At 69.3% G+C, this 19,320-nt stretch carries 15 protein-coding genes; 9 read left to right on the forward strand and 6 right to left on the reverse strand.

Annotated features, from left to right (window positions below; all coding sequences use genetic code 11):
- Nucleotides 1–6: 6 nt before the first annotated feature.
- The 4 genes from ASC65_RS02260 to argB form a co-directional block, all read right to left on the reverse strand.
- A complete protein-coding gene (locus tag ASC65_RS02260) occupies nucleotides 7–1,164 on the reverse strand; it encodes a GAF domain-containing sensor histidine kinase (RefSeq protein ID WP_200939768.1) in 1,158 nt (385 codons plus the stop codon).
- 89 nt (nucleotides 1,165–1,253) lie between these two features.
- Nucleotides 1,254–2,111: a 2,3,4,5-tetrahydropyridine-2,6-dicarboxylate N-succinyltransferase gene (gene dapD, locus ASC65_RS02265; RefSeq protein ID WP_056448885.1), complete on the reverse strand. Its 858-nt coding sequence runs from the start codon at nucleotides 2,109–2,111 to the stop codon at nucleotides 1,254–1,256.
- A complete protein-coding gene (locus ASC65_RS02270; protein ID WP_056448888.1) occupies nucleotides 2,108–2,770 on the reverse strand; it encodes a pyrimidine 5'-nucleotidase in 663 nt (220 codons plus the stop codon). Before ASC65_RS02270 ends, dapD begins: the two co-directional genes overlap by 4 nt.
- Nucleotides 2,767–3,696 (reverse strand): acetylglutamate kinase, encoded by a 930-nt coding sequence (gene argB, locus ASC65_RS02275; protein WP_056448891.1) that lies wholly within the window; start codon nucleotides 3,694–3,696, stop codon nucleotides 2,767–2,769. Before argB ends, ASC65_RS02270 begins: the two co-directional genes overlap by 4 nt.
- Before the next feature lie 73 nt (nucleotides 3,697–3,769).
- On the opposite strand from argB, the gene ASC65_RS02280 reads away from it, so the two are divergent.
- From ASC65_RS02280 to aguB, 9 genes are all read left to right on the forward strand, one after another.
- Complete coding sequence (locus ASC65_RS02280) at nucleotides 3,770–3,955, forward strand: hypothetical protein (protein ID WP_056448894.1); 186 nt, start codon at nucleotides 3,770–3,772, stop codon at nucleotides 3,953–3,955.
- A 123-nt stretch (nucleotides 3,956–4,078) separates the two neighbouring features.
- Nucleotides 4,079–10,120: a M10 family metallopeptidase C-terminal domain-containing protein gene (locus ASC65_RS16990; protein ID WP_056448897.1), complete on the forward strand. Its 6,042-nt coding sequence runs from the start codon at nucleotides 4,079–4,081 to the stop codon at nucleotides 10,118–10,120.
- A 31-nt stretch (nucleotides 10,121–10,151) separates the two neighbouring features.
- Complete coding sequence (locus ASC65_RS02290; RefSeq protein WP_056448901.1) at nucleotides 10,152–10,829, forward strand: acylneuraminate cytidylyltransferase family protein; 678 nt, start codon at nucleotides 10,152–10,154, stop codon at nucleotides 10,827–10,829.
- 167 nt (nucleotides 10,830–10,996) lie between these two features.
- Nucleotides 10,997–12,178 (forward strand): OmpA family protein, encoded by a 1,182-nt coding sequence (locus ASC65_RS02295; protein WP_056448903.1) that lies wholly within the window; start codon nucleotides 10,997–10,999, stop codon nucleotides 12,176–12,178.
- Nucleotides 12,179–12,289: 111 nt separating this feature from the next.
- The gene (gene msrA / locus ASC65_RS02300) at nucleotides 12,290–12,916 is read left to right on the forward strand and encodes a peptide-methionine (S)-S-oxide reductase MsrA (RefSeq protein ID WP_056449222.1); all 627 of its coding nucleotides are present in this window, start codon (nucleotides 12,290–12,292) and stop codon (nucleotides 12,914–12,916) included.
- A gap of 202 nt (nucleotides 12,917–13,118) precedes the next feature.
- Nucleotides 13,119–15,566, forward strand: coding sequence for a TonB-dependent receptor domain-containing protein (locus ASC65_RS02305; RefSeq protein ID WP_056448906.1), 2,448 nt, complete (start codon nucleotides 13,119–13,121; stop codon nucleotides 15,564–15,566).
- A 227-nt stretch (nucleotides 15,567–15,793) separates the two neighbouring features.
- Nucleotides 15,794–16,795, forward strand: coding sequence for an agmatine deiminase family protein (locus tag ASC65_RS02310; RefSeq protein WP_082525836.1), 1,002 nt, complete (start codon nucleotides 15,794–15,796; stop codon nucleotides 16,793–16,795).
- Entirely contained in the window at nucleotides 16,792–17,166 is a 375-nt protein-coding gene (locus ASC65_RS02315) for a hypothetical protein (RefSeq protein ID WP_056448908.1), read from the forward strand. Before ASC65_RS02310 ends, ASC65_RS02315 begins: the two co-directional genes overlap by 4 nt.
- Nucleotides 17,163–18,029: an N-carbamoylputrescine amidase gene (gene aguB / locus ASC65_RS02320; RefSeq protein WP_056448911.1), complete on the forward strand. Its 867-nt coding sequence runs from the start codon at nucleotides 17,163–17,165 to the stop codon at nucleotides 18,027–18,029. The genes ASC65_RS02315 and aguB overlap by 4 nt, the downstream gene beginning before the upstream one ends.
- Here aguB and ASC65_RS02325 read toward each other — a convergent pair.
- Complete coding sequence (locus ASC65_RS02325) at nucleotides 18,010–18,795, reverse strand: hypothetical protein (protein ID WP_056448914.1); 786 nt, start codon at nucleotides 18,793–18,795, stop codon at nucleotides 18,010–18,012. The two genes, aguB and ASC65_RS02325, sit on opposite strands and share 20 nt — an antisense overlap.
- Nucleotides 18,792–19,289 (reverse strand): hypothetical protein, encoded by a 498-nt coding sequence (locus ASC65_RS02330; RefSeq protein WP_056448917.1) that lies wholly within the window; start codon nucleotides 19,287–19,289, stop codon nucleotides 18,792–18,794. Before ASC65_RS02330 ends, ASC65_RS02325 begins: the two co-directional genes overlap by 4 nt.
- Nucleotides 19,290–19,320: the final 31 nt, after the last annotated feature.

Raw genomic sequence — 19,320 nt, forward strand, 5'->3', positions numbered from 1 at the left:
CCGCCGTCAGGCCGGCATGCGGAAGGTGAAGCGGGTCTCGGCGGAGTCGGAAGCGACTTCGAGGACGCCGCCATGGGCCGCGGCGATCTGGCTGGCGATGTAGAGGCCCAGTCCCAGCCCCTCGCGGACCTGGCCCGGTCCGAGACGCTTGAACGGCTTGAACAGGTCCGCCCGCGCCGAGGGCGAGATCGGCGCGCCCTGATTGGTCACCGACAGTTCGAACCCGTCGGCGTCGCTCACCGCCCGCACCCGCACTTCGCCGTCGGGGGAGCCGTGGGTCAGGGCGTTGGCCAGCAGGTTGGACAGCAGTTGCCCGATGCGATCGGGATCGCAGGCCACCGGCCGGGCGAGGGCGAAGTCGGTGCGGATGGCGCGCCCGCCCTGGGCCGACCTCAGCTCGCCGACGACCTGCTCCAGCGTGTGGCCCAGCTGGACGCCGGTCTGCGCATTCAGGGGCAGCCCCCCTCCGAGGCGGCCGCGGGCGAAGTCGAGCACGTCGTTGATCAGCCGGCCCATGCGCAAGGCGCTGACGCGCATCTGGTCGACGACCTTGGCGGCGCGGGGGTCCAGGTCCTCGCGTTTTAGCATCTCGGTCCCGGCCTGGATGGCGGCGAGCGGATTGCGCAGGTCGTGGCCGAGGACGGCGATGAACTGGTCGCGCAGCTCGGCGGCCGTCCGCTCGTCGACGAGGTCCGCCTGGGAGCGCGCCAGGCGCTCGTCGGCGTCCAGCTGGGCGGCGATCAACGCCGCGAAGAGTTCGAAGGTCTGGATCGTCTCGGGCTTGGAGACGCGGTGCGGGCGCGGGTCGATGGCGCACAGGGTGCCGAAGAAGCTGCCGTCCGCCCGGATGATCGGCATCGAGATGTAGCTCTGCAGACCGTAGGTCAGCGGCGTGTGGTGCGTGGCGTAGCGGGGATCCTCCGCGGCGTGGTCGAAGACGATCACCTCGCGGGTGTCGCGGACCTCGTCGCACAGGGTGGTGCGCACCGGCAGTTCGCCGCCGACGCCGAGGCCGAAATCGATCTCATCGCGGACGGCGCAGGCGATCCAGCGGTCTTCGGTGACCCGCGCCACGGCGGCGAAACCCATGCCGGTCACCCGGCAGCAGACGTCGAGAATAGACGGTATGGCCTCGACGCGCGCGATCGCTGCGACGTCGGCCAACAGCCTGGCGTCTTTCTGTACGCTATCCGACAAAGGCCCCGCCGACATTTGACACTATAGGCAGCGTCGTCGCCGGAAAGAAACGGTCTCTAGTCCCGCAGCAGTTCGTTGACGCCGGTCTTGGCCCGGGTCTGGGCGTCGACGCGCTTGACGATGACGGCGCAATACAGGCTGGGGCCGCCATTCGGATCGGGCAGGGAGCCCGGCACCACGACCGAATAGGCCGGGACCTCGCCGCGGAAGACTTCGCCGGTGGCGCGGTCGACGATCTTGGTCGAGGCCGACAGATAGACGCCCATGGCCAGGACCGCGCCTTCGCGCACGATGACGCCCTCGGCGACCTCGGCGCGGGCGCCGATGAAGCAGCCGTCCTCGATGATGGTCGGATTGGCCTGCAGCGGCTCCAGCACGCCGCCGATGCCGGCCCCGCCGGACAGGTGCACGTTCTTGCCGATCTGGGCGCACGATCCGACCGTGGCCCAGGCGTCGACCATCGAGCCTTCATCGACGAAGGCGCCGATGTTCACGAACGACGGCATCAGCACGACGTTGCGGGCGATGTAGGCGCCCCGGCGGACGATCGAGCCGGGCACCGAGCGGAAGCCGGCGTCCTGGTAGTCGGTCGCCGTCCAGTCGCCGAACTTGTTCGGCACCTTGTCCCAGAAGGGACCGACGCCGGGAGCGTGGCTGGTCGGGCCGCGATCGCCGGCGCGCATGATCTGGTTGTCGTTCAGGCGGAAGGACAGCAGCACCGCCTTCTTGAGCCACTGGTGGGTGGTCCAGACGCCGTCGGCGCCCCGCGAGGCGACGCGGGCTTCGCCGGAGTCCAGCAGGGCCAGGGCCTGTTCCACAGCGTGGCGTACCTCGCCGTGCGTGTTGGCCGAGACATTGGCCCGGTCTTCCCAAGCGGCCTCGATGACGGATTCGAGATGAGCCAGGTCGGTCATGCGGCGGCGTCCTTGAAGGTCAGGTCGGTCAGGAAGGTCGTCAGGTCGGGCGCGATGTGGTCGATGTGGTCGCCCAGCGGCTTGCCGTGCCCGTCCCCGATGAGGACGGTGGCCATGCCAATGGCCTTGGCCGGTTCGAGGTTGCGCGGCGTGTCCTCGAAGAAGGCCGACTGCCGCGGCTCGAAGCCGAAGCGCTCGATCATCCTTCGGAAGGTCGACGGCGCGGGCTTGGGCGTCAGGTCGGCGTCCTCGATGGCGAACACGCCGTCGAAGCAGTCGGTCACGCCCAGCCGGTCCAGCACCCGGCCGGCGTATTCGCGCGCACCGTTGGTGAAGACGAAGCGCCGTCCCGGCAGGCGCATCAGCTGTTCGGCCAGCAGCGGATTGGGCTCCAGGCCGTCCATCGGCACGTCGTGGACGTCGTGCAGGAAGTGAGGGGCGTCGATGGTGTAGTTGGCCATGAGGCCGGCGAGGGTCGTTCCGTGCTCGTCCAGGAACTGGCGCTGCAGCACCCCGGCCTCGTCCGGATTGAGCCCGACCGCCTCGACGACGTAGGCGTTGATCCTCGCCTGGACGAGATGCATCAGGCCCTGGTCCCGCGGGTACAGGGTGTCGTCCATGTCGAACACCCAGGCGGTCACATGCGACAGATCGATCAAGACGCCTTCACCAGAGTGCCGGCGCCGTGCTCGGTGAACAGCTCGACCAGCATGGCGTGCGAGCGGCGGCCGTCGAGGATGACCACGGCCTCGACCCCGGCGCGGACGGCGGTCATGGCCGTCTCGAGCTTGGGGATCATGCCGCCGGTGGCGACGCCCGTGTCGATCAGGACCTGGGCCTCTTCGACGGTCATCTGGCGGATGATCTCGCCGTCGGCGCCCTTCACCCCGGCCACGTCGGTCAGCAGCAGCATGCGCTTGGCGCCCAGCGAGCCGGCGACCGCGCCGGCGACGGTGTCGGCGTTGACGTTGTAGGTCAGCCCGTCCTCGGCCACGCCGATCGGGGCGATGACCGGCACCCAGTCCTCGGTCTCCGAGGCGATCAGGCCCTTGATCAGCTTGGGGTCGACCTTGGTGGGCTCCCCGACGAAGCCCAGATCGACCTCATGCTCGATCATGCTGTCGGGATCGCGCTTGGTGCGGGTGGTCTTCTCGACCGTCAGCAGCCCGGCGTCCTTGCCCGACAGGCCGATGCCGCGCACGTCGGCCTCCTTGCCGGCCATGGTGATCCAGTGGGCGATCTCTTTGTTGACCGCGCCGGACAGGACCATCTCGGCGATCTGCATGGTGTCGGTGTCGGTGACGCGCAGGCCGTCGACGAAGGCCGACTTGACCCCCGCCTTGCCGAGCATGGCGCTGATCTGCGGACCGCCGCCGTGGACGACCACGGGGTTCACGCCCATCAGCTTGAGCAGCACGACGTCGGCGGCGAATTGCTTCGCCACGGCGCTCTCGCCCATGGCGTGACCGCCGTATTTGATCACCACCGTCTTGCGGTCGTAGATCTGGATATAGGGCAGGGCCTCGGCGAGCGTCTTCGCCGTGTCCCAGCCGCGATCTTCGGATTGCCGCTCTGTCTCGTCCATCGTGCGGCTCCGTAATGCCAAGCCGGGGCCCTGTCATCATGAAACCGGAGGGCCGCGCGGCCGTTCCGCATGGATGAAGGAACACGAGATCGACGATCGGGACCTGACTCCGTCCGATCCGACGGATCCGGCCTCGCTGCAACACCCCGACGCCACCCTGTGTCCGGAGTGCCTGGGCAGCGGGAGCCTGACGTCCGGCGAGACCTGTCCGGTCTGCGAAGGGACCGGAAAGGCCACGGGACGCACCGGGGGCGGCTAGAAGCGACCGGGCGTTGTGCAAGCGCGGCCGGGGTCACTTGTACTTGAAATCGGCCACGCTTGTCGTTTTGCGTAGCCGCGTTAGGTTGTCGGGCTGCGTTTTTCGTCGGTTGGGCAAAGACATATGTTCGATACCTTCTCCCGGGGCTTCGGCTCGGCTTCTTCACGCTTTGTGGAAGGAGATGGGGACACCGGGTCGGGGTCGGCTTTCGGCGCGATCGCCAGCTACCAAATCTGCGCCGGATGCGGACAATTCCACGGGGCGGCGAGCGGCGGGGACGGCGGCGGCCTCAGCGCCCTGCTCAATGGCGACGACCGCGGCCTGACGGGCCCCAACGGCAAGCCCTCCTACACGACGATGGACGCTGCGGCGCAGATCACGCGCTCGAGCACGAGCTGGGCGTCTGGCCTCGGGCAGGCCGCGACCGTCACCTACGCCTTCCGTGTCTCGGCGGCGACCATGCCGAGCGACACCACCGGCTTCTCCCAGTTCAATTCGCTGCAGATCGCGGCGGCCCAGCAGGCCCTCGCAGCCTGGTCGGACGTCGCCAACATCACGTTCAACCGCGTGACGGATCCGGGCAGCCAGTATTCGAACAACGCCACCATCCTGTTCGGCAACTACAGCGACGGCCAGTCCGGCGCGGCGGCGTTCGCCTACCTGCCTGGCGGCCTGCCCGGGCAAACCGGCTCCGCGTCCCAGCAGGGCGACGTCTGGATCAACAGCTCGCAACCTTACAATTCAACGCCGGTGATGCAGGCCTACGGCCAGCAGGTGCTGCTGCACGAGATCGGCCACGCCATCGGCCTCAGCCACCCCGCCGCCTACAACGCCAGCGCCGGCGGCAGCATCACCTACGGGGCCAATGCGGTCTATTTCGAGGACTCCCGCCAGTATTCGGTGATGAGCTATTTCAGCGAGCGGGAGACCGGCGCTGATTTCCGCACCAACGGCGTCGGCAACAACCGCTATTCGGCGGTGCCGCTGCTCGACGACATCGCGGCCGCGCAGCGCCTCTACGGGGCCAATCTGACGACCCGCACCGGCAACACGGTGTACGGTTTCAACTCCAACGCCGATCAGTCCTGGTTCAGCGCGACCAGCTCGACCACGGCGCTGATCTTCGCCATCTGGGACGCCGGCGGGACCGACACCCTCGACTTCTCCGGCTATGGCGTCGCCCAGACCATCGACCTGCGCCAGGGCGCCTTCTCCAGCGTCGGCGGCCTGATCGGCAACGTCGCCATCGCCATCGGCGCGGTGATCGAGAACGCGATCGGCGGCGCGGCGGCGGACAACATCCGCGGCAACTCGGCCGCCAACATCATCACCGGCAATGGCGGCAACGACGTCATCGACGGCGGTCTCGGCAGCGACACGGTTGTCTTCTCAGGCACGCGCGCCAGCTACACCATCACCTGGAGCGGCCAGACCGGCACGGTGACCGGCCCCGGCGGGACAGTGACCGTCCGCAACGTCGAGTTCCTGCAGTTCTCCGACCAGACCGTGGCCGCCGCGCCGACCGGCGGCGTCACCGTCGCCGGCGACGTCACCAACGAGACCATCACCGGCACGGCGTTCGCCGACACCATGGGCGGCCTGGGCGGGACCGACACCATCAACGGCCTGGCCGGCAATGACGTCCTGGACGGCGGTTCGGGCGACGACAGCCTGAACGGCGGCGACGACGCCGATATCCTGATCGGCGGCCTGGGCAATGACTCGATCAACGGTGGGGCCGGGGTCGACATCGCCGACTACTCGGGCGCGGGCGCCGGGGTGACCGTCAGCCTCGTCACGGGCCAGGCCTCGGGCGGCGCGGGCGCCGACACCCTGGTCAGCATCGAGGAAGTCCGCGGCAGCGCGCATTCCGACGTCCTGACCGGCGACGCCAATGACAACGTCCTGCGCGGCAACGGCGGCATCGACACCCTGAACGGCGGCGGCGGCGCTGACCTGCTGGTCGCCGGCGCCCCGGGCGAAACCGGCGGCGCGCCCGACATCATCAAGCCCCAAGGGACGGCCAACGCCAGCATCGCCGCCGCCGTTTCCCTGGCCGGCGGCTTCGATCTCGGCGTCAGAGCGGACGTTGCGAATTCCAACACCATCCCGCACGCCACGGTGGTCGCCACGACCCACGGCGGCATGGAGTACTACGCTGTTACGGTGGCGGCCGGCGAAACCGTCGTCTTCGACATCGACAACGCCAGCTTCGACAGCGTGCTGCGGATTCTCGACGCCGGCGGGACCCAGCTGGCCCAGAACGACGACGCCGCCAGCGACGGCGGCTCGGCGACGGATTCCAGCCTGAGCCACACCTTCACCGCCGCGGGCACCTACTACATCCAGGTGTCGCAGTGGGCGTCGGGCTCTGAAAGCGCGGGCGACCTGGCCGTGAATTCGCCGGCGGCGGGCGGCACCTATACCCTGCACGTCTCGGTCCCCAGCGCCCCGACCGTGCCGATGACCTACCTCGGCTCGACCATGAACGGCGATGCGGGGTCCGATGTGCTCGAGGGCGGGGTCGGTCGCGACACGCTGAACGGCGGCGATAACGACGACCTGCTGACCGGCGACGCGGGCGACGACCAGATCGACGGCGGCGCCGGCGCGGACATCGCCGTGTTCAGCGGGACCCGCTCGGCCTACACGATCAGCACCTCGGCCGGGGTCACCACGATCACCGGGCCGAACGGCGTCGACACCCTGCGCAATATCGAACGGCTGCAGTTCGCCGACGGACTGCACAATATCGACGGCTCCCCGGTCGGCTCCGGCATCAACGGCACGGCGAACGCCGACACCCTGGTCGGCACCGCCGACGCGGACACCATCAACGGCCTCGACGGCGACGACGTCATCACCGGCGCGGCCGGCAACGACACCATCAACGGCGGCGCCGGCGTCGATACGGCCGTGTTCTCCGGCGCGATGGCGGGCTCGACCGTCTCGACGTCCGCCGGCGTGACCACGGTCACCGGCCCCGACGGCGCCGACAGCCTGACCAATGTGGAGCGGCTGCGCTTCTCCGACGGCGTGCTGATCGTCGGCGCAGCGGGCGGCCAGTATTTCGCAGGCACGGGTGCGGCCGAGAGCCTGACCGGCACGGCCTTCGCCGATCAGATCGAGGCGGCCGGCGGGGACGACACCCTCACTGGCGGCGCTGGCAATGACACGATCGACGGCGGCGCCGGCCTGGATACGGCGGTCTTCTCCGGCACGATCGCGGGCTCGACCGTCTCGACTTCGGCCGGCGTGACGACGGTCAACGGACCGAGCGGCGTCGACAGCCTGACCAATGTCGAGCGTCTGCAGTTCTCCGACGGCGTGCTGATCGTGGGTGCGGGGGGCGGCCAGTATTTCGCCGGGACCGGCGTCGGCGAGAGCCTGACCGGCACGGCGTTCGCGGATCAGTTCGCGGCGGCCGGCGGGGACGACACCATCACCGGCGCTGCGGGCGCCGACACCATCGACGGCGGTCTCGGCACGGACACGGCGGTCTACAGCGGCAATCGCTCGGCCTACACGCTGAGCACCGCCGGCGGCGTCACCACTGTGAGCGGCCCGGACGGCGTGGATAGCCTGACCAACGTCGAGCGGCTGATGTTCGCCGACGGCCTGTACACCATCGCCGGCGCCCCGATCGCCAACACGATCAACGGCACCTCAGGGCCCGACAACCTGGTGGGTTCGCCCGGCTTCGACACCATCAACGCCGGCGACGGCGACGATGTGATCAACGGCGGGACCGGCAACGACACGATCAGCGGCGGCGCGGGCCTGGATGTCGCGATCTTCGCCGGCGCCCTTTCGGCCTACACCGTCGTCACCTCGGGCGGCACGACCACCGTCACGGGTCCGGACGGCGTCGACACCGTGACCACGGTCGAGCGGCTGCAGTTCGACAACGCCGTCCTGATCGTCGGCGCGGGAGGCGGCCAGTATTTCGCGGGCACCCCGAACGGCGACACCATCGTCGGCACCGCCTTCGCGGACGAGATCTACGGCGCCGGCGGCGGTGACGTCATCAATGGCCTGGGCGGCAACGACCTGGTGCAGGGCGGCGACGGCGACGATCGCATTGACGCCGGCGGCGGCGTCGATCGCCTGTACGGCGGCGTCGGCGCCGACGTGCTGACCGGCGACACCGGCGATCAGCTGTGGGGTGAGGACGGCGACGACACGCTGATCGCCGTCGGCTCGGCCACGACCGCCTCGGTCCTGCTCGCAGGCGGCGCGGGCGTCGATACGGCCATCCTGCGCGGCAGCTCCGCCCAGCTGAACCTGGCGACCGGCGCGGGCACGGTCGGGTCGACCGCGGTCACCGCCTCGGGCATGGAGAATGTGATCGTCGAGGGCGCCGGCGCCGGCATGCGCGTGGTGTCCGGAAACTCGGCGGCCAACGTCTTCTCGGTGGGGACGCTCGGCGACAACGGTTCGCTGGCTGTGACCTTCAACGGCCTGGGCGGCAACGACATCCTGAACGGCGGCGCCGGGGACGACCTGCTCAACGGCGGCCTCGGGCTGGACACTCTGTCCGGCGGCGCGGGCGCCGACCGCCTTGAGGGCGACGCCGGCGACGCCCTGTACGGCGAGGACGGCGACGATCTGCTGTTCGTCACCGGCTCGGCGACGACGGCCACGGCCACCCTATCCGGCGGAAATGGCGCGGACACCGCCACCCTGCGCGGCGCGACCCTGACCCTCAACCTGTCTACGGGCGTCGGAACCCTGGCCTCGACCGGCCTGGCCGTCAGCGGCGTCGAGAACGTCGTGGTCGAAAGCTCCGGAACCGGAACGCGCAACCTCACCGGCAACAGCGCAGCCAACGTCTTCTCGGTCTCGGCGATCGGCGACACCGGCTCGTTCAACGTGATCTTCGACGGCGCGGGCGGTGACGACATCCTGTCGGGCGGCGCGGGCGATGACGTCCTGATCGGCGGGACCGGCATCGACACCGCCGACTACAGCGCCGCCGCCGCCGCCATGCGCGCCCAGCTGAACTCGGGCGTAGTGGCCAATGACGGCGACGGCGGCGTCGATCAGCTGTACGGCATCGAGAACCTGACCGGGTCGGCCTTCGACGACACCCTGATCGGCAACGGGGCGGGCAACGTCCTGATGGGCGGGACCGGTCGCGACACCCTGATCGGCCTGGCCGGGGACGACGTCCTGGTCGGCGGTTCGGGCGTGGCCAACACCATGCAGGGCGGCGCGGGCGACGACATCTATATCGTCGAGGTCCGCGGCGACACCGTCTACGAGCTGGCCGGCGAGGGCATCGACACCGTCATGGCCACCGCCTCGCAGATCAACATGTCGGCGAACGTGGAGAATCTGACCTTCATCGGCGCCGGCGGGTTCATCGGCGTCGGCAACGCCCTCGGCAACACCATCCGCGGCGGCCTCGACCGCGACACCCTTATGGGGCAGGGCGGAGACGACATCATCGCCGGCGGCGCGGGCGCGGCCAACAACGTCTTCGGCGGCGCGGGCGACGACTATTACATCCTGCAGGCCGCCGACACGGTGATTGAGAACGCCGGCGAAGGTATCGACACCGTCGAGGCCCGCATCGCCAGCCACACCCTGCGCGCCAACGTCGAAAACCTGATCTTCGGCGGGACGGGCAATTTTGCGGGTACGGGCAACGCGCTGAACAATCTGATCGTCGGCGGCGCGGGGAACGACACGCTGCGCGGCGGCGGCGGGACCGACCAGATCCAGGGCGGCGGCGGGTCCGACACCCTGCTCCTGCTCGGCGTGGCGGCCGACTACTCCATCACCGCCGAGGGCGCGGGATGGCGGATTGTCGACGGCGTCGGCGGTCGCGACGGTTCGATCCTGGCCACCAGCATCGAATGGCTTCGCTACGGCGACGGCTCGACGGTCGCCCTGGCGCCGCCGCCGCCGGCGCCGCTGCTGTCCGAGAAGGACATGGGCGACGCCTTCGTCCTGTCGGGGGCGTTCGACGACGGGTTCCTGGCCCTGCCGCCGGTCGAAGCCTTGACGACGCCGCAGGTCCTGCCGGAGCCCGAGGCAACCAAGGCCGCCTTCGCCGAACTGTTCGCGGTCGCGCACTACGATGTGCATCCGACCGACGGACCGCACGGCTCGCTGCACGATCTCCATCAGGACGCGGCGATTCGCGACCTGTGGGCGTGACGAGCTTCGCCGCACGGCGGGCGGTCGCCCGATGATCGGCGGCCGGCGTGTTCTGGCCATCGTTCCGGCCCGCGGGGGCTCGCAGAGGCTGATCGCCAAGAACGCCAAATCCCTGGCCGGGCGGCCGATGGTCGCCTGGACGCTGGAGGCGGCGCGCGGGTCGGCCCTGATCGATCACCTGGTCGTCTCCACGGACGATCCGGCGGTGGCCGCCACCGCCGCCGAGATGGGCTGGCCGCCGCCCTTCATGCGCCCGGATCATCTGTCTGGCGCAACCGCCTCCGTGATCGACGCCATCGAGCATGCGTTGGGCGAGGTCGGGGGCGACTGGGACTATGTCGTCCTGCTGCAGCCCACCTCTCCGCTGCGCACCGCAGCCGACATCGACGCCGCCATCCGTCTTTGCGACGAGACCGGCGCCGCGGCCGTCATCGGCGTGTCTCCGCTGCCCAAGCCGGCGAGCTTCTATGGTCGGGTCGATGACGAGGGGCGCTACACGCCGGGCGGGGTCGATCTGGAGCGGACGGTGGTCATCAACGGCGCGGTCTATGTCGGACGACCCGAGATCCTGCTGCGGGACCGCACCTTCCAGTCCGACGGCGCCCGCGCCTATCTGATGCCGTTCGAGCGCAGCTGGGATGTCGACACCCCGGCGGAATTCGCGGTCTGCGAGGCGCTGTTCCCGTTCCGGACGACGGAGATCGGTTGAATCGGCTCAGCGACGGATGCAGCGCACGCCTGTAACCCCATGGCAACGCTCGACTCCGTTCTAAGCTTCACCGTCTCGACTCTCTGCCAGCTGTGCTGTTATGAGGGAGTAACGGCGGCTCGTGCGCCGTCTGATACTCACCCCTGGGCTGCGGAGGGCATCCACCCATGCGCGTTAAGAATTTCATCCTGGCATCGAGCGCCATCGGGGCTCTCGCCCTGTCGGCCGGTGTCGCCGCCGCTGAGCCGAACGGCTGGTACGGCGCTATCGACGCCGGCTATCACACCATCGACGACCTGGAACTCGTCTCGCAGACCACCGGTCCGCAGTGGGACGTTGCGCTGAAGGACGACTGGGCCGGCTTCGCCCGTATGGGCTATCGGTTCACCCCGAACTGGCGCGTGGAACTCGAAGGCGGCTACCGCGCCAACGACATCGACGGCATCGTGAACCCGAACGGCAACGTTCCGACCGGCGTTTGCAACTCGGTCCCGGCCGCCGGCGCCTGCGAAACCCCGGACGGTGAGATCACCGCGCTCACCCTGATGACCAACGTCATCTATGATTTCGGCGATGAGACCTGGGGCTTCCGTCCCTTCATCGGCCTTGGCGCCGGCCTCGCCCGCATCGACACCGAGTTCACCGGCACCCTGGGCGGTCAACGCACCACGGCCGTCGGCGCTGACGACACCTCGACCAAGCTGGCCGCGCAAGTCCTGGCCGGTGTGGCCTGGGCGATCAGCGAACGCGCCAACATCGACCTGTCCTACCGCTACCTGATGACCAACGTCGAGTTCGACACCTTCGTGTCGAGCGCTGGCGCTGTGCCGCTGACCGGCCCGTTCGCCGGCCGTTACGACGACAGCCACACCATCTCGCTGGGTCTGCGCTACGCCTTCGGTCCGGAGCCGGTCGTCTACGTGCCGCCGCCTCCGCCCCCGCCGCCCCCGCCGCCCCCGCCGCCGCCTCCCCCGCCGCCGCCGCCGCCTCCGGCCAAGCCGGCCGCGCGTGAGTTCGTGGTGTACTTCGACTGGGATCGCTACGACCTGACGCCGGAAGCCTCGGCGGTCGTGACCCAAGCGGTCAACTACGCCAAGTCGGGCCAGCCGACCCGGATCCTGATCGTCGGTCACACCGACACCTCGGGTTCGGCCCAGTACAACCTGGGTCTGTCGCAGCGCCGCGCCCGCACCGTGGGCGACGCCATGGTCGCCGGCGGCGTCAACGGCGGCGTGATCTCGCTGGACGGCAAGGGTGAAACCCAGCTGGCCAAGCCGACCGCCGACGGCGTTCGCGAGCCGCTCAACCGTCGCGCGCTGCACGAGGCGTCCGGACCGGCTTCTCTCTAGAAGCCGACGGCAAGCACTACAGAGCCGCCGGTCCCTCACGGGGCCGGCGGTTTTGCTTTGCCGGCAGGGCGGTTCGCGCGAACCAATCGCGGCGCCGCCCGCTATCGCATCATGTCTCGCGCCCTTCCTCTGCTGGTTCTCCTCACGCTCGCGGCCTGCTCGCCGGGCGAGCCGGCGGAAGGCGCTCCGCCGGCGGCGGGGCCCGACAGCGGCCGGCGCGAGACCGCGGTCTTCGCGGGCGGATGCTTCTGGTCGGTGGAATCGCACTTCGATCGCCTGCCCGGCGTGATCTCGGCCGTGTCCGGTTTCGCGGGCGGCTCGACGGCGTCGCCGAGCTACGATCAGGTCGTCCGCGGCGGGACCGGCCACCTCGAAGCGGTGCAGGTCACCTTCGACCCGGCGCGGGTCAGCTACCGCACGCTGGTGGACGGCTTCTGGCGGACCATCGACCCCACAGACCCCGCCGGCCAGTTCTGCGACCGCGGGCCGTCCTATGGCGCGGCGGTGTTCGCCACAGCGGCGCAACGCCCGATCGCCGAGGCCTCCCGGCGCGCAGCGGCCGCCAGTCTCGGCGAGCGGCGATTCGTGACGCCGGTGCGGTCCGCGGTCCGATTCTGGCCGGCCGAGGCCTATCACCAGGACTTCGCCAGGCTGAATCCTGCCCGCTACGCCGGCTATAGCCGCGGTTGCGGTCGACAGGCCCGGCTGGCCGCGGTCTGGGGGTCGCCGCGCGCCTGACCAAGCGTGGCCTTATCCCCGCCCTGTGGGCAATCCGCCCACAGTGGTGTGACGTATCCGCCACCCCCGGCCGCTGTCATATCACTGTCACACGACTGTCGTCCCAGCTTACAACGGGGCCCGTAGACGGGGCGGGATTTCAACAGCGGCCGAGAAACGGTCGCCGGGCGCGCGCGCTCATCCACATCGGGGATCCATGACAATGACGAACCGCAAACGCGTGTTCTGGGCGACGACCGCCCTCTGCAGCGGCCTGCTCATCGCCGGCGCTGCTTCGGCCCAGTCCACCGGCTCGCAGACCGTCGAAGACAATCTCGGCGAAGTCGTCGTCACCGGCCAGCGCGGCCCGGCCAACATCAACGGCGCCATCGTCGCCGAACAGGTCGGCAAGTCGCGCTCGACCGTTACCCAGGAATATCTGTCGACCCAGGCCCCGGGTCAGACCGTCCTGCAGTCGCTGAACCAGCAACCGGGCGTGAACTTCACCAACCAGGATGCCTACGGCAACTCGGGCGGCGACATCACGATCCGCGGCTTTGACGCCCAGCGCATCTCGATGAACCTGGACGGCATCCAGCTCAACGACACCGGCAACTACCAGATCTATTCGAACCAGCAGCTGGACCCGGAACTGATCGAGCGCGCCTCGGTCAACCAGGGCACGACCGACGTCGACAGCCCGACCGCTTCGGCCACCGGCGGCACGATCAACCTGACGACCCGTCGCCCGGCCAAGGAATTCGGCGCCATCGTCCAGCCGTCGATCGGTGAAGAGAACTACAAGCGCATCTTCGCCCTGATCGACACCGGCGAGTTCGGCCCGTGGGGCACCAGCGCCTGGTTCTCGACCTCGGCGACGACCTATGACCAGTTCGGCAACCCGGGCGACCTGGCCAAGCAGACCTACAACGGCCGCATCTATCAGCCGATCAACGGCAACGGCGACTTCCTGTCGCTGGCGGTCCACTACAACCGCAACCGCAACAACACCTACGGCGGCAAGAACGTCGACCGCTTCAACCAGGGCACCATCGATCCGGGCAACGGCAACTACTGCCTGTTCGACCCGGCCGGCCCGGGCGCCCAGAACCAGGGCACCTCGACCAACGTCCGCAACCCGGGCTGTAACTTCAACACCACCGCCGGTGTGACCACCCAGGGCTACTACGGCTACTTCATCAACCCGTCGGACACCTTCAACGTCCGCGGCCAGGCGAAGTTCTCGCTGACCGACGCCCTGACCCTGACCATCGACCCGACCTATCAATACGTGATGGCGAACGGCGGCGGCACGACCAACGTGTCGGAGCGTGACCAGCGCCTCCAGGGCTCGTTCTTCCTGCCGGCGAACACCAACGTCGGCGTGGACCTGAACGGCGACGGCGATCTGCTCGACACCATCAAGCTGTACTCGCCCTCGAACACCAACACGAACCGCTACTCGATCAACTCGTCGCTGATCTATGACATCAACGACGATCACCGCGTTCGTCTGTCGTACACCTTTGACTCGGGCAACCACCGCCAGACCGGCGAATACGGCTTCCTGTCGCGCAACGGTGACCCGCTCGATCCGTGGGCCGGCCACAAGAACGGCGGCCAGGACCCGATCCTGACCCTCGACGGCAAGGTCTTCCAGAAGCGCGACCGTCGCTCCAAGGCCGTGCTGAACCAGGTCTCGTTCCAGTACATCGGCGACTTCTTCAACAACGCCCTGACCCTGGACATCGGCGTCCGTGCGCCGTTCTTCCACCGTGACCTGCAGAACTACTGCTACCAGGTGAACACCTTCGACGCGTACTGCTCGGCCCAACAGCCGACCGGCAGCGCGGCCAACCTGGCGGCCGGCGCTCCGGTCAAGTTCGAGCGCGACTACGAAGACGTCCTGCCGAACATCGGCATGACCTGGCGCTTCGCCGAGAACCAGCAGATCTTCGCGTCGTACTCGGAGAACCTGTCGGCCCCGCGGACCGACGACCTGTACGATCGGATCCCGGCCGACCCGCAGCCGGAAACCAGCAAGAACTACGACCTCGGCTACCGCTACCAGTCGTCGCGCGTGATCGGCTCGATCTCGTCCTACGTGTCGAAGTTCGACAACTACATCGCCCGCGGCCTGACGGACGTTCTCGATGCGAACGGCCAGCCGACCGGTGAAACCATCACCACCAACGTCAACATCGGCTCCGTCGATCGTTGGGGCGTTGACGGCCAGATCGGCTTCTTCGTCACGGACGACCTGTCGCTGACCGCCACGGCCTCCTACGTCGGCAGCGAAATCCTCGCCAACATCCCGGGTCAGAACCCGTCGATCGAAGGCAAGGAGCTGTACGAAATCCCCGAGTGGCAGTACGGCGCCCGCGCCGAATACACCTTCGGCGACTTCACCGTCGGCGTGCAGGGCAAATACGTCGGTGAGCGCTGGACCAACCTGGTCAACGACGAGCAGACCCAGGACTACACGGTCGTCGACCTCGACGGCCGCTGGGACCTCGGCTTCATCAACGAAGGCATGTGGCTTCAGGTCAACGTCCTGAACGTGTTCGACGAGACCTACCTCGGCAACATCTCCACGGACGTCTCGGGCAACCGCACCGCCCAGCTGGCGCCGCCGCGGACCTCGATGGCCACCCTGCGCATGACCTTCTAAGGGTCATTCCAGAGAAGAACGGGAAGGGCGGTCCGGCGACGGGCCGCCCTTTTTGTTTGGGGCGCCAACGTCCGGCCCCTGTCCGATCTTCGATCGGCCCGAGGACAGGCTCTGCGGTCGCTGGCGGTTTGAGCGCGGCCGCGGATCGGCTGGAAACGTTGAAGTCGGGGCCGCGCATGTCTATCTGGCGCGGCTGTCTTCCGCGCCGAGCAAGGATCGATCGAGCGATGAACACCCCTGTCCCGGCCGAATGGGCTCCGCACCGCGCCATGTGGGTCGGCTGGCCCAGCCACGGCGAGCTGTGGGAGGACAATCTCGAGCCGGCCCAGGCCGAGGTCGAGGCCCTGGTGCGCGCCCTGGCCGGCCCGGGTCGCGAACAGGTCAAACTGCTGGTCGGCAAGCCCGAGGCCCTGGACGACGCCCGCGCCCGCTTTGAGGGCGTCGCCGGCGTCGAGGTGATCGATGGCCGCTTCGGCGACATCTGGCTGCGCGACACCGGTCCGATCTTCAGGGCCGGCTCGGCGCGCGCCGCCGCCTTCCGCTTCAACGGCTGGGGCGGCAAGTACGAGCTGGAGCACGACGACACGGTCGCGACCCAGATCGGCGAGGCCTCAGACACGCCGCTGGACCGCAACGACTTCATCCTCGAGGGCGGGGCCCTGGACCACGACGGGCAGGGGACCATCCTGACCACCCGCCAGTGCCTGCTGAACCCGAACCGCAACGCCGACTGGACCGAGGACAAGGCCGTGGCCGCGCTCGAAGCCTCGCTCGGCGCCCGCAAGGTGCTGTGGCTGGGCGACGGCCTGCTCAACGACCACACCGACGGCCACGTCGACAACCTGGCCCGGTTCGTCGCACCGGGCGTGGTGGCCTGCCCGATCGCCTGGGGCCGCGCCGACCCCAATGACGATGTCTACGCCGAGGTCGCCCGCGCCCTGTCGCAGATGACCGACGCCGAAGGCCGGCCGATCAAGGTGCTGCCGCTCCCGTCGCCGGGCTTCGTCGGCGACGAGGACGAGAAGCCGATCCCCGCGAGCCATATGAATTTCCTCATCGCCAACGGCGCGGTGATCGTCCCGACCTATGGCGACGAGACCGCCGCGCGCCTGGTGTGCGAGGGTCTCAAGACCGTCTACCCGGAGCGCGAGATCATCGCCCTGCCGTCGATCGCCATCCTCTCGGGCGGCGGATCCTTCCACTGCATCTCCCAGCAGGAGCCGGCGTGAGCACGGTGACGCTGTACCGGCCGGTGGGTGAGGCCGAGCTGGCGCTGATCTCCCGCTTGGACTGGTCGGCCTTTCCGCCGCGTCTTCCGGAACAGCCGATATTCTATCCGGTGATGAACGAGGGCTACGCCGAGCAGATCGCCCGGGACTGGAACTCGCTGCATGAGCCGGCCAAGGTCGGGCATGTGCTCGCCTTCGATCTCCCCATAGCGGTGACCGACCGCTGGCCGGTGCAGGTCGCCGGTGGGCGGGCGCATGAAGAACTCTGGGTGCCCGCTGAGGCGCTCGACGATTTTAATGCGATGATCGTCGGACCGATCCGACTGGTCTCGACCTGGCGCGAGGGCGCGCGTGTGGAGGAAGCTCAATGACCCGGAAGATTTCCGTCGCCGCCCTGCAGACCTCCTACGGCGAGGACATGGGCGCGAACATCGCCAAGACGATCGAGCTCGTCCGCGAGGCCGCGGGCAAGGGCGCCCAGGTGATCCTGCCGTCGGAGCTGTTCCAGGGGCCCTACTTCTGCGTCTCCCAGGAAGAGACGTGGTTCGGCACGGCCTATCCGTGGCGCGAGCACCCGTGCGTGACGGCCCTGCAGCCGGTCGCGGCCGAGCTGGGCGTGGCCATTCCCGTCTCGATCTTCGAGCGCGAGGGGCCGCACTACTTCAACTCGATGGTCATGATCGACGCCGACGGCTCGCTGATGGGCGTCTATCGCAAGAGCCACATCCCGGACGGCCCGGGCTATCAGGAAAAGTACTATTTCCGGCCGGGCGACACCGGCTTCAAGGTCTGGGACACCCGCTTCGGCCGCATCGGCGTCGGCATCTGCTGGGACCAATGGTACCCGGAGACGGCGCGGGCGATGATGCTGCAGGGCGCCGAGGTGCTGTTCTATCCGACCGCGATCGGCTCGGAGCCGCACGACAAGGAGCTGGACACCGCCGAGCCGTGGCGTCGCGCGATGCAGGGCCACGCCGTCTCCAACGTCGTGCCGGTCGTCGGCGCCAACCGCATCGGCCATGAGCAGGTGACCGAGACGGGCCAGAGCTTCTACGGCCATTCCTTCATCGCCAATCATCGCGGCGACCTGGTCGAGAGCCTGGAGCGGGAGGAGGGCGTGCTCGTGCACACCTTCGACCTCGACTACATCGACCGCCACCGCGCCGCATGGGGCTTCTTCCGCGACCGGCGGACGGACCTGTACGGCTCGCTGGTCAACTCACGGCCGGCGTAACCGCCAAGGCTCGGCGCTCGGCGGCGCAGGCGGGGTTGGTCAGGCCCTCGGCCCGGGCCGCCGTCACCTCCGCGCGCGCGCGCTCCAGATCAGCGGCGAACGCCGGATCCCGCGCCGACTGGGCGTAGACCGCACGGCCGATGGCCAGCCCGTCCTCGACGTCCGAGGTCCAGTTCATCCGGCAAACGGCGCGGCTGAAGCCGATGTCGACGGCGCGCCGGCGGGCGGCGTCGGCCCGATCGGGCGCCAGGGCGGCGAACAGCTCGCCATAGGCCGCACCCGTGACCGCTCCGGCGGCCGGCCAGGACGGGCTGTCGCGCATGGCGGCGTTCAGTCGCTGGCAGGGTTGCAGGCCGGGGTCGACGACGATGGGCCGCGCCCGCGGGCGCTCCGCGGACAGCCGACGAGTGACGCCGTCCGTGTCGGCCATCAGGCGCGCCATGATCCGGGAAAGCGCGGGACGGGGCTCGCCGGTCAACCGGGTCCCCAGCAGACAGTCGAAATGCTGGGCGGCGTCGAGCGGGCGAAGTTCCGCCTGGGCGATGGCCAGCCACCAGCGGTCGGTTCCGGGGCCGATCTCGGCGCGGGTCCAGGGCTCCACGGCGCCGACAGGGCGCGGAGCGGGCGTCGACGCGGCCAGGCGGTCGAGCGCCGCGTCGTCCAGGTAGCCGGACAGCGGCGCCTGGGGCGGCGCGGGCGGGCGATCGACCGTGGCGCAGGCGGCCAGCAGGACGCCGACCGCCAGGGCGGCGGCCGCCGGCCTCACCGACCGTTGGTCCAGTCGAGCTGGACGCTGGTCTTGCCCTCGATCGGGGTGGCGATGACGGTCATCAGCTTGCCGCCCTCGGCTCCGTCGCCGGCGGAATAGCCGCGGGCGTCGCCCTGGCTCATGGCGTTGATGGCCTTCAGGCCGGCGGCGTCGGCGCGCTGGCGGTAAAAGGCGACGACGGTCTCGGGATCGGCGTCCGTGGTGAACTCGAGGATGCCGCCGGGACCTTGCGGACCCTGGGCCTGGGTCACCGGCTTGGTCGGTTCGCCGCCCGGATAGATGACGGCGAACGGCGGCGCGCCGGGCGCGGCGGGCAGGGCGGGCGGGAGTTTGCGCGAGGTCGTGGCGGGCGCGGTCGCGGGCCTGTCGGCGGCGACGTCGGCGGCAGCCTCGGCGGCGGCCGGAGCGGCCTCCTCGGCCGGACCCGGTTCGCTGCATCCGCTCATGACCAGAGCCGTCCCCAGGGCGACCGCCGCAACACTGCGCTTCATCCCGTGCCTGTCCTCGAAAGTTTTTACTTTA

Source organism: Brevundimonas sp. Root1279 (assembly GCF_001425945.1).
GTDB lineage: Bacteria > Pseudomonadota > Alphaproteobacteria > Caulobacterales > Caulobacteraceae > Brevundimonas.

Coding starts and splice junctions, on each gene's coding strand:
- aguB (WP_056448911.1), top strand. CDS start 17,163: ATGACCCGGAAGATTTCCGTCGCCGCCCTGCAGACCTCCTACGGCGAG.
- ASC65_RS16990 (WP_056448897.1), top strand. CDS start 4,079: ATGTTCGATACCTTCTCCCGGGGCTTCGGCTCGGCTTCTTCACGCTTT.
- msrA (WP_056449222.1), top strand. CDS start 12,290: ATGTCTCGCGCCCTTCCTCTGCTGGTTCTCCTCACGCTCGCGGCCTGC.
- ASC65_RS02330 (WP_056448917.1), bottom strand. CDS start 19,289: ATGAAGCGCAGTGTTGCGGCGGTCGCCCTGGGGACGGCTCTGGTCATG.
- dapD (WP_056448885.1), bottom strand. CDS start 2,111: ATGACCGACCTGGCTCATCTCGAATCCGTCATCGAGGCCGCTTGGGAA.
- ASC65_RS02280 (WP_056448894.1), top strand. CDS start 3,770: ATGAAGGAACACGAGATCGACGATCGGGACCTGACTCCGTCCGATCCG.
- ASC65_RS02290 (WP_056448901.1), top strand. CDS start 10,152: ATGATCGGCGGCCGGCGTGTTCTGGCCATCGTTCCGGCCCGCGGGGGC.
- ASC65_RS02295 (WP_056448903.1), top strand. CDS start 10,997: ATGCGCGTTAAGAATTTCATCCTGGCATCGAGCGCCATCGGGGCTCTC.
- argB (WP_056448891.1), bottom strand. CDS start 3,696: ATGGACGAGACAGAGCGGCAATCCGAAGATCGCGGCTGGGACACGGCG.
- ASC65_RS02310 (WP_082525836.1), top strand. CDS start 15,794: ATGAACACCCCTGTCCCGGCCGAATGGGCTCCGCACCGCGCCATGTGG.
- ASC65_RS02305 (WP_056448906.1), top strand. CDS start 13,119: ATGACGAACCGCAAACGCGTGTTCTGGGCGACGACCGCCCTCTGCAGC.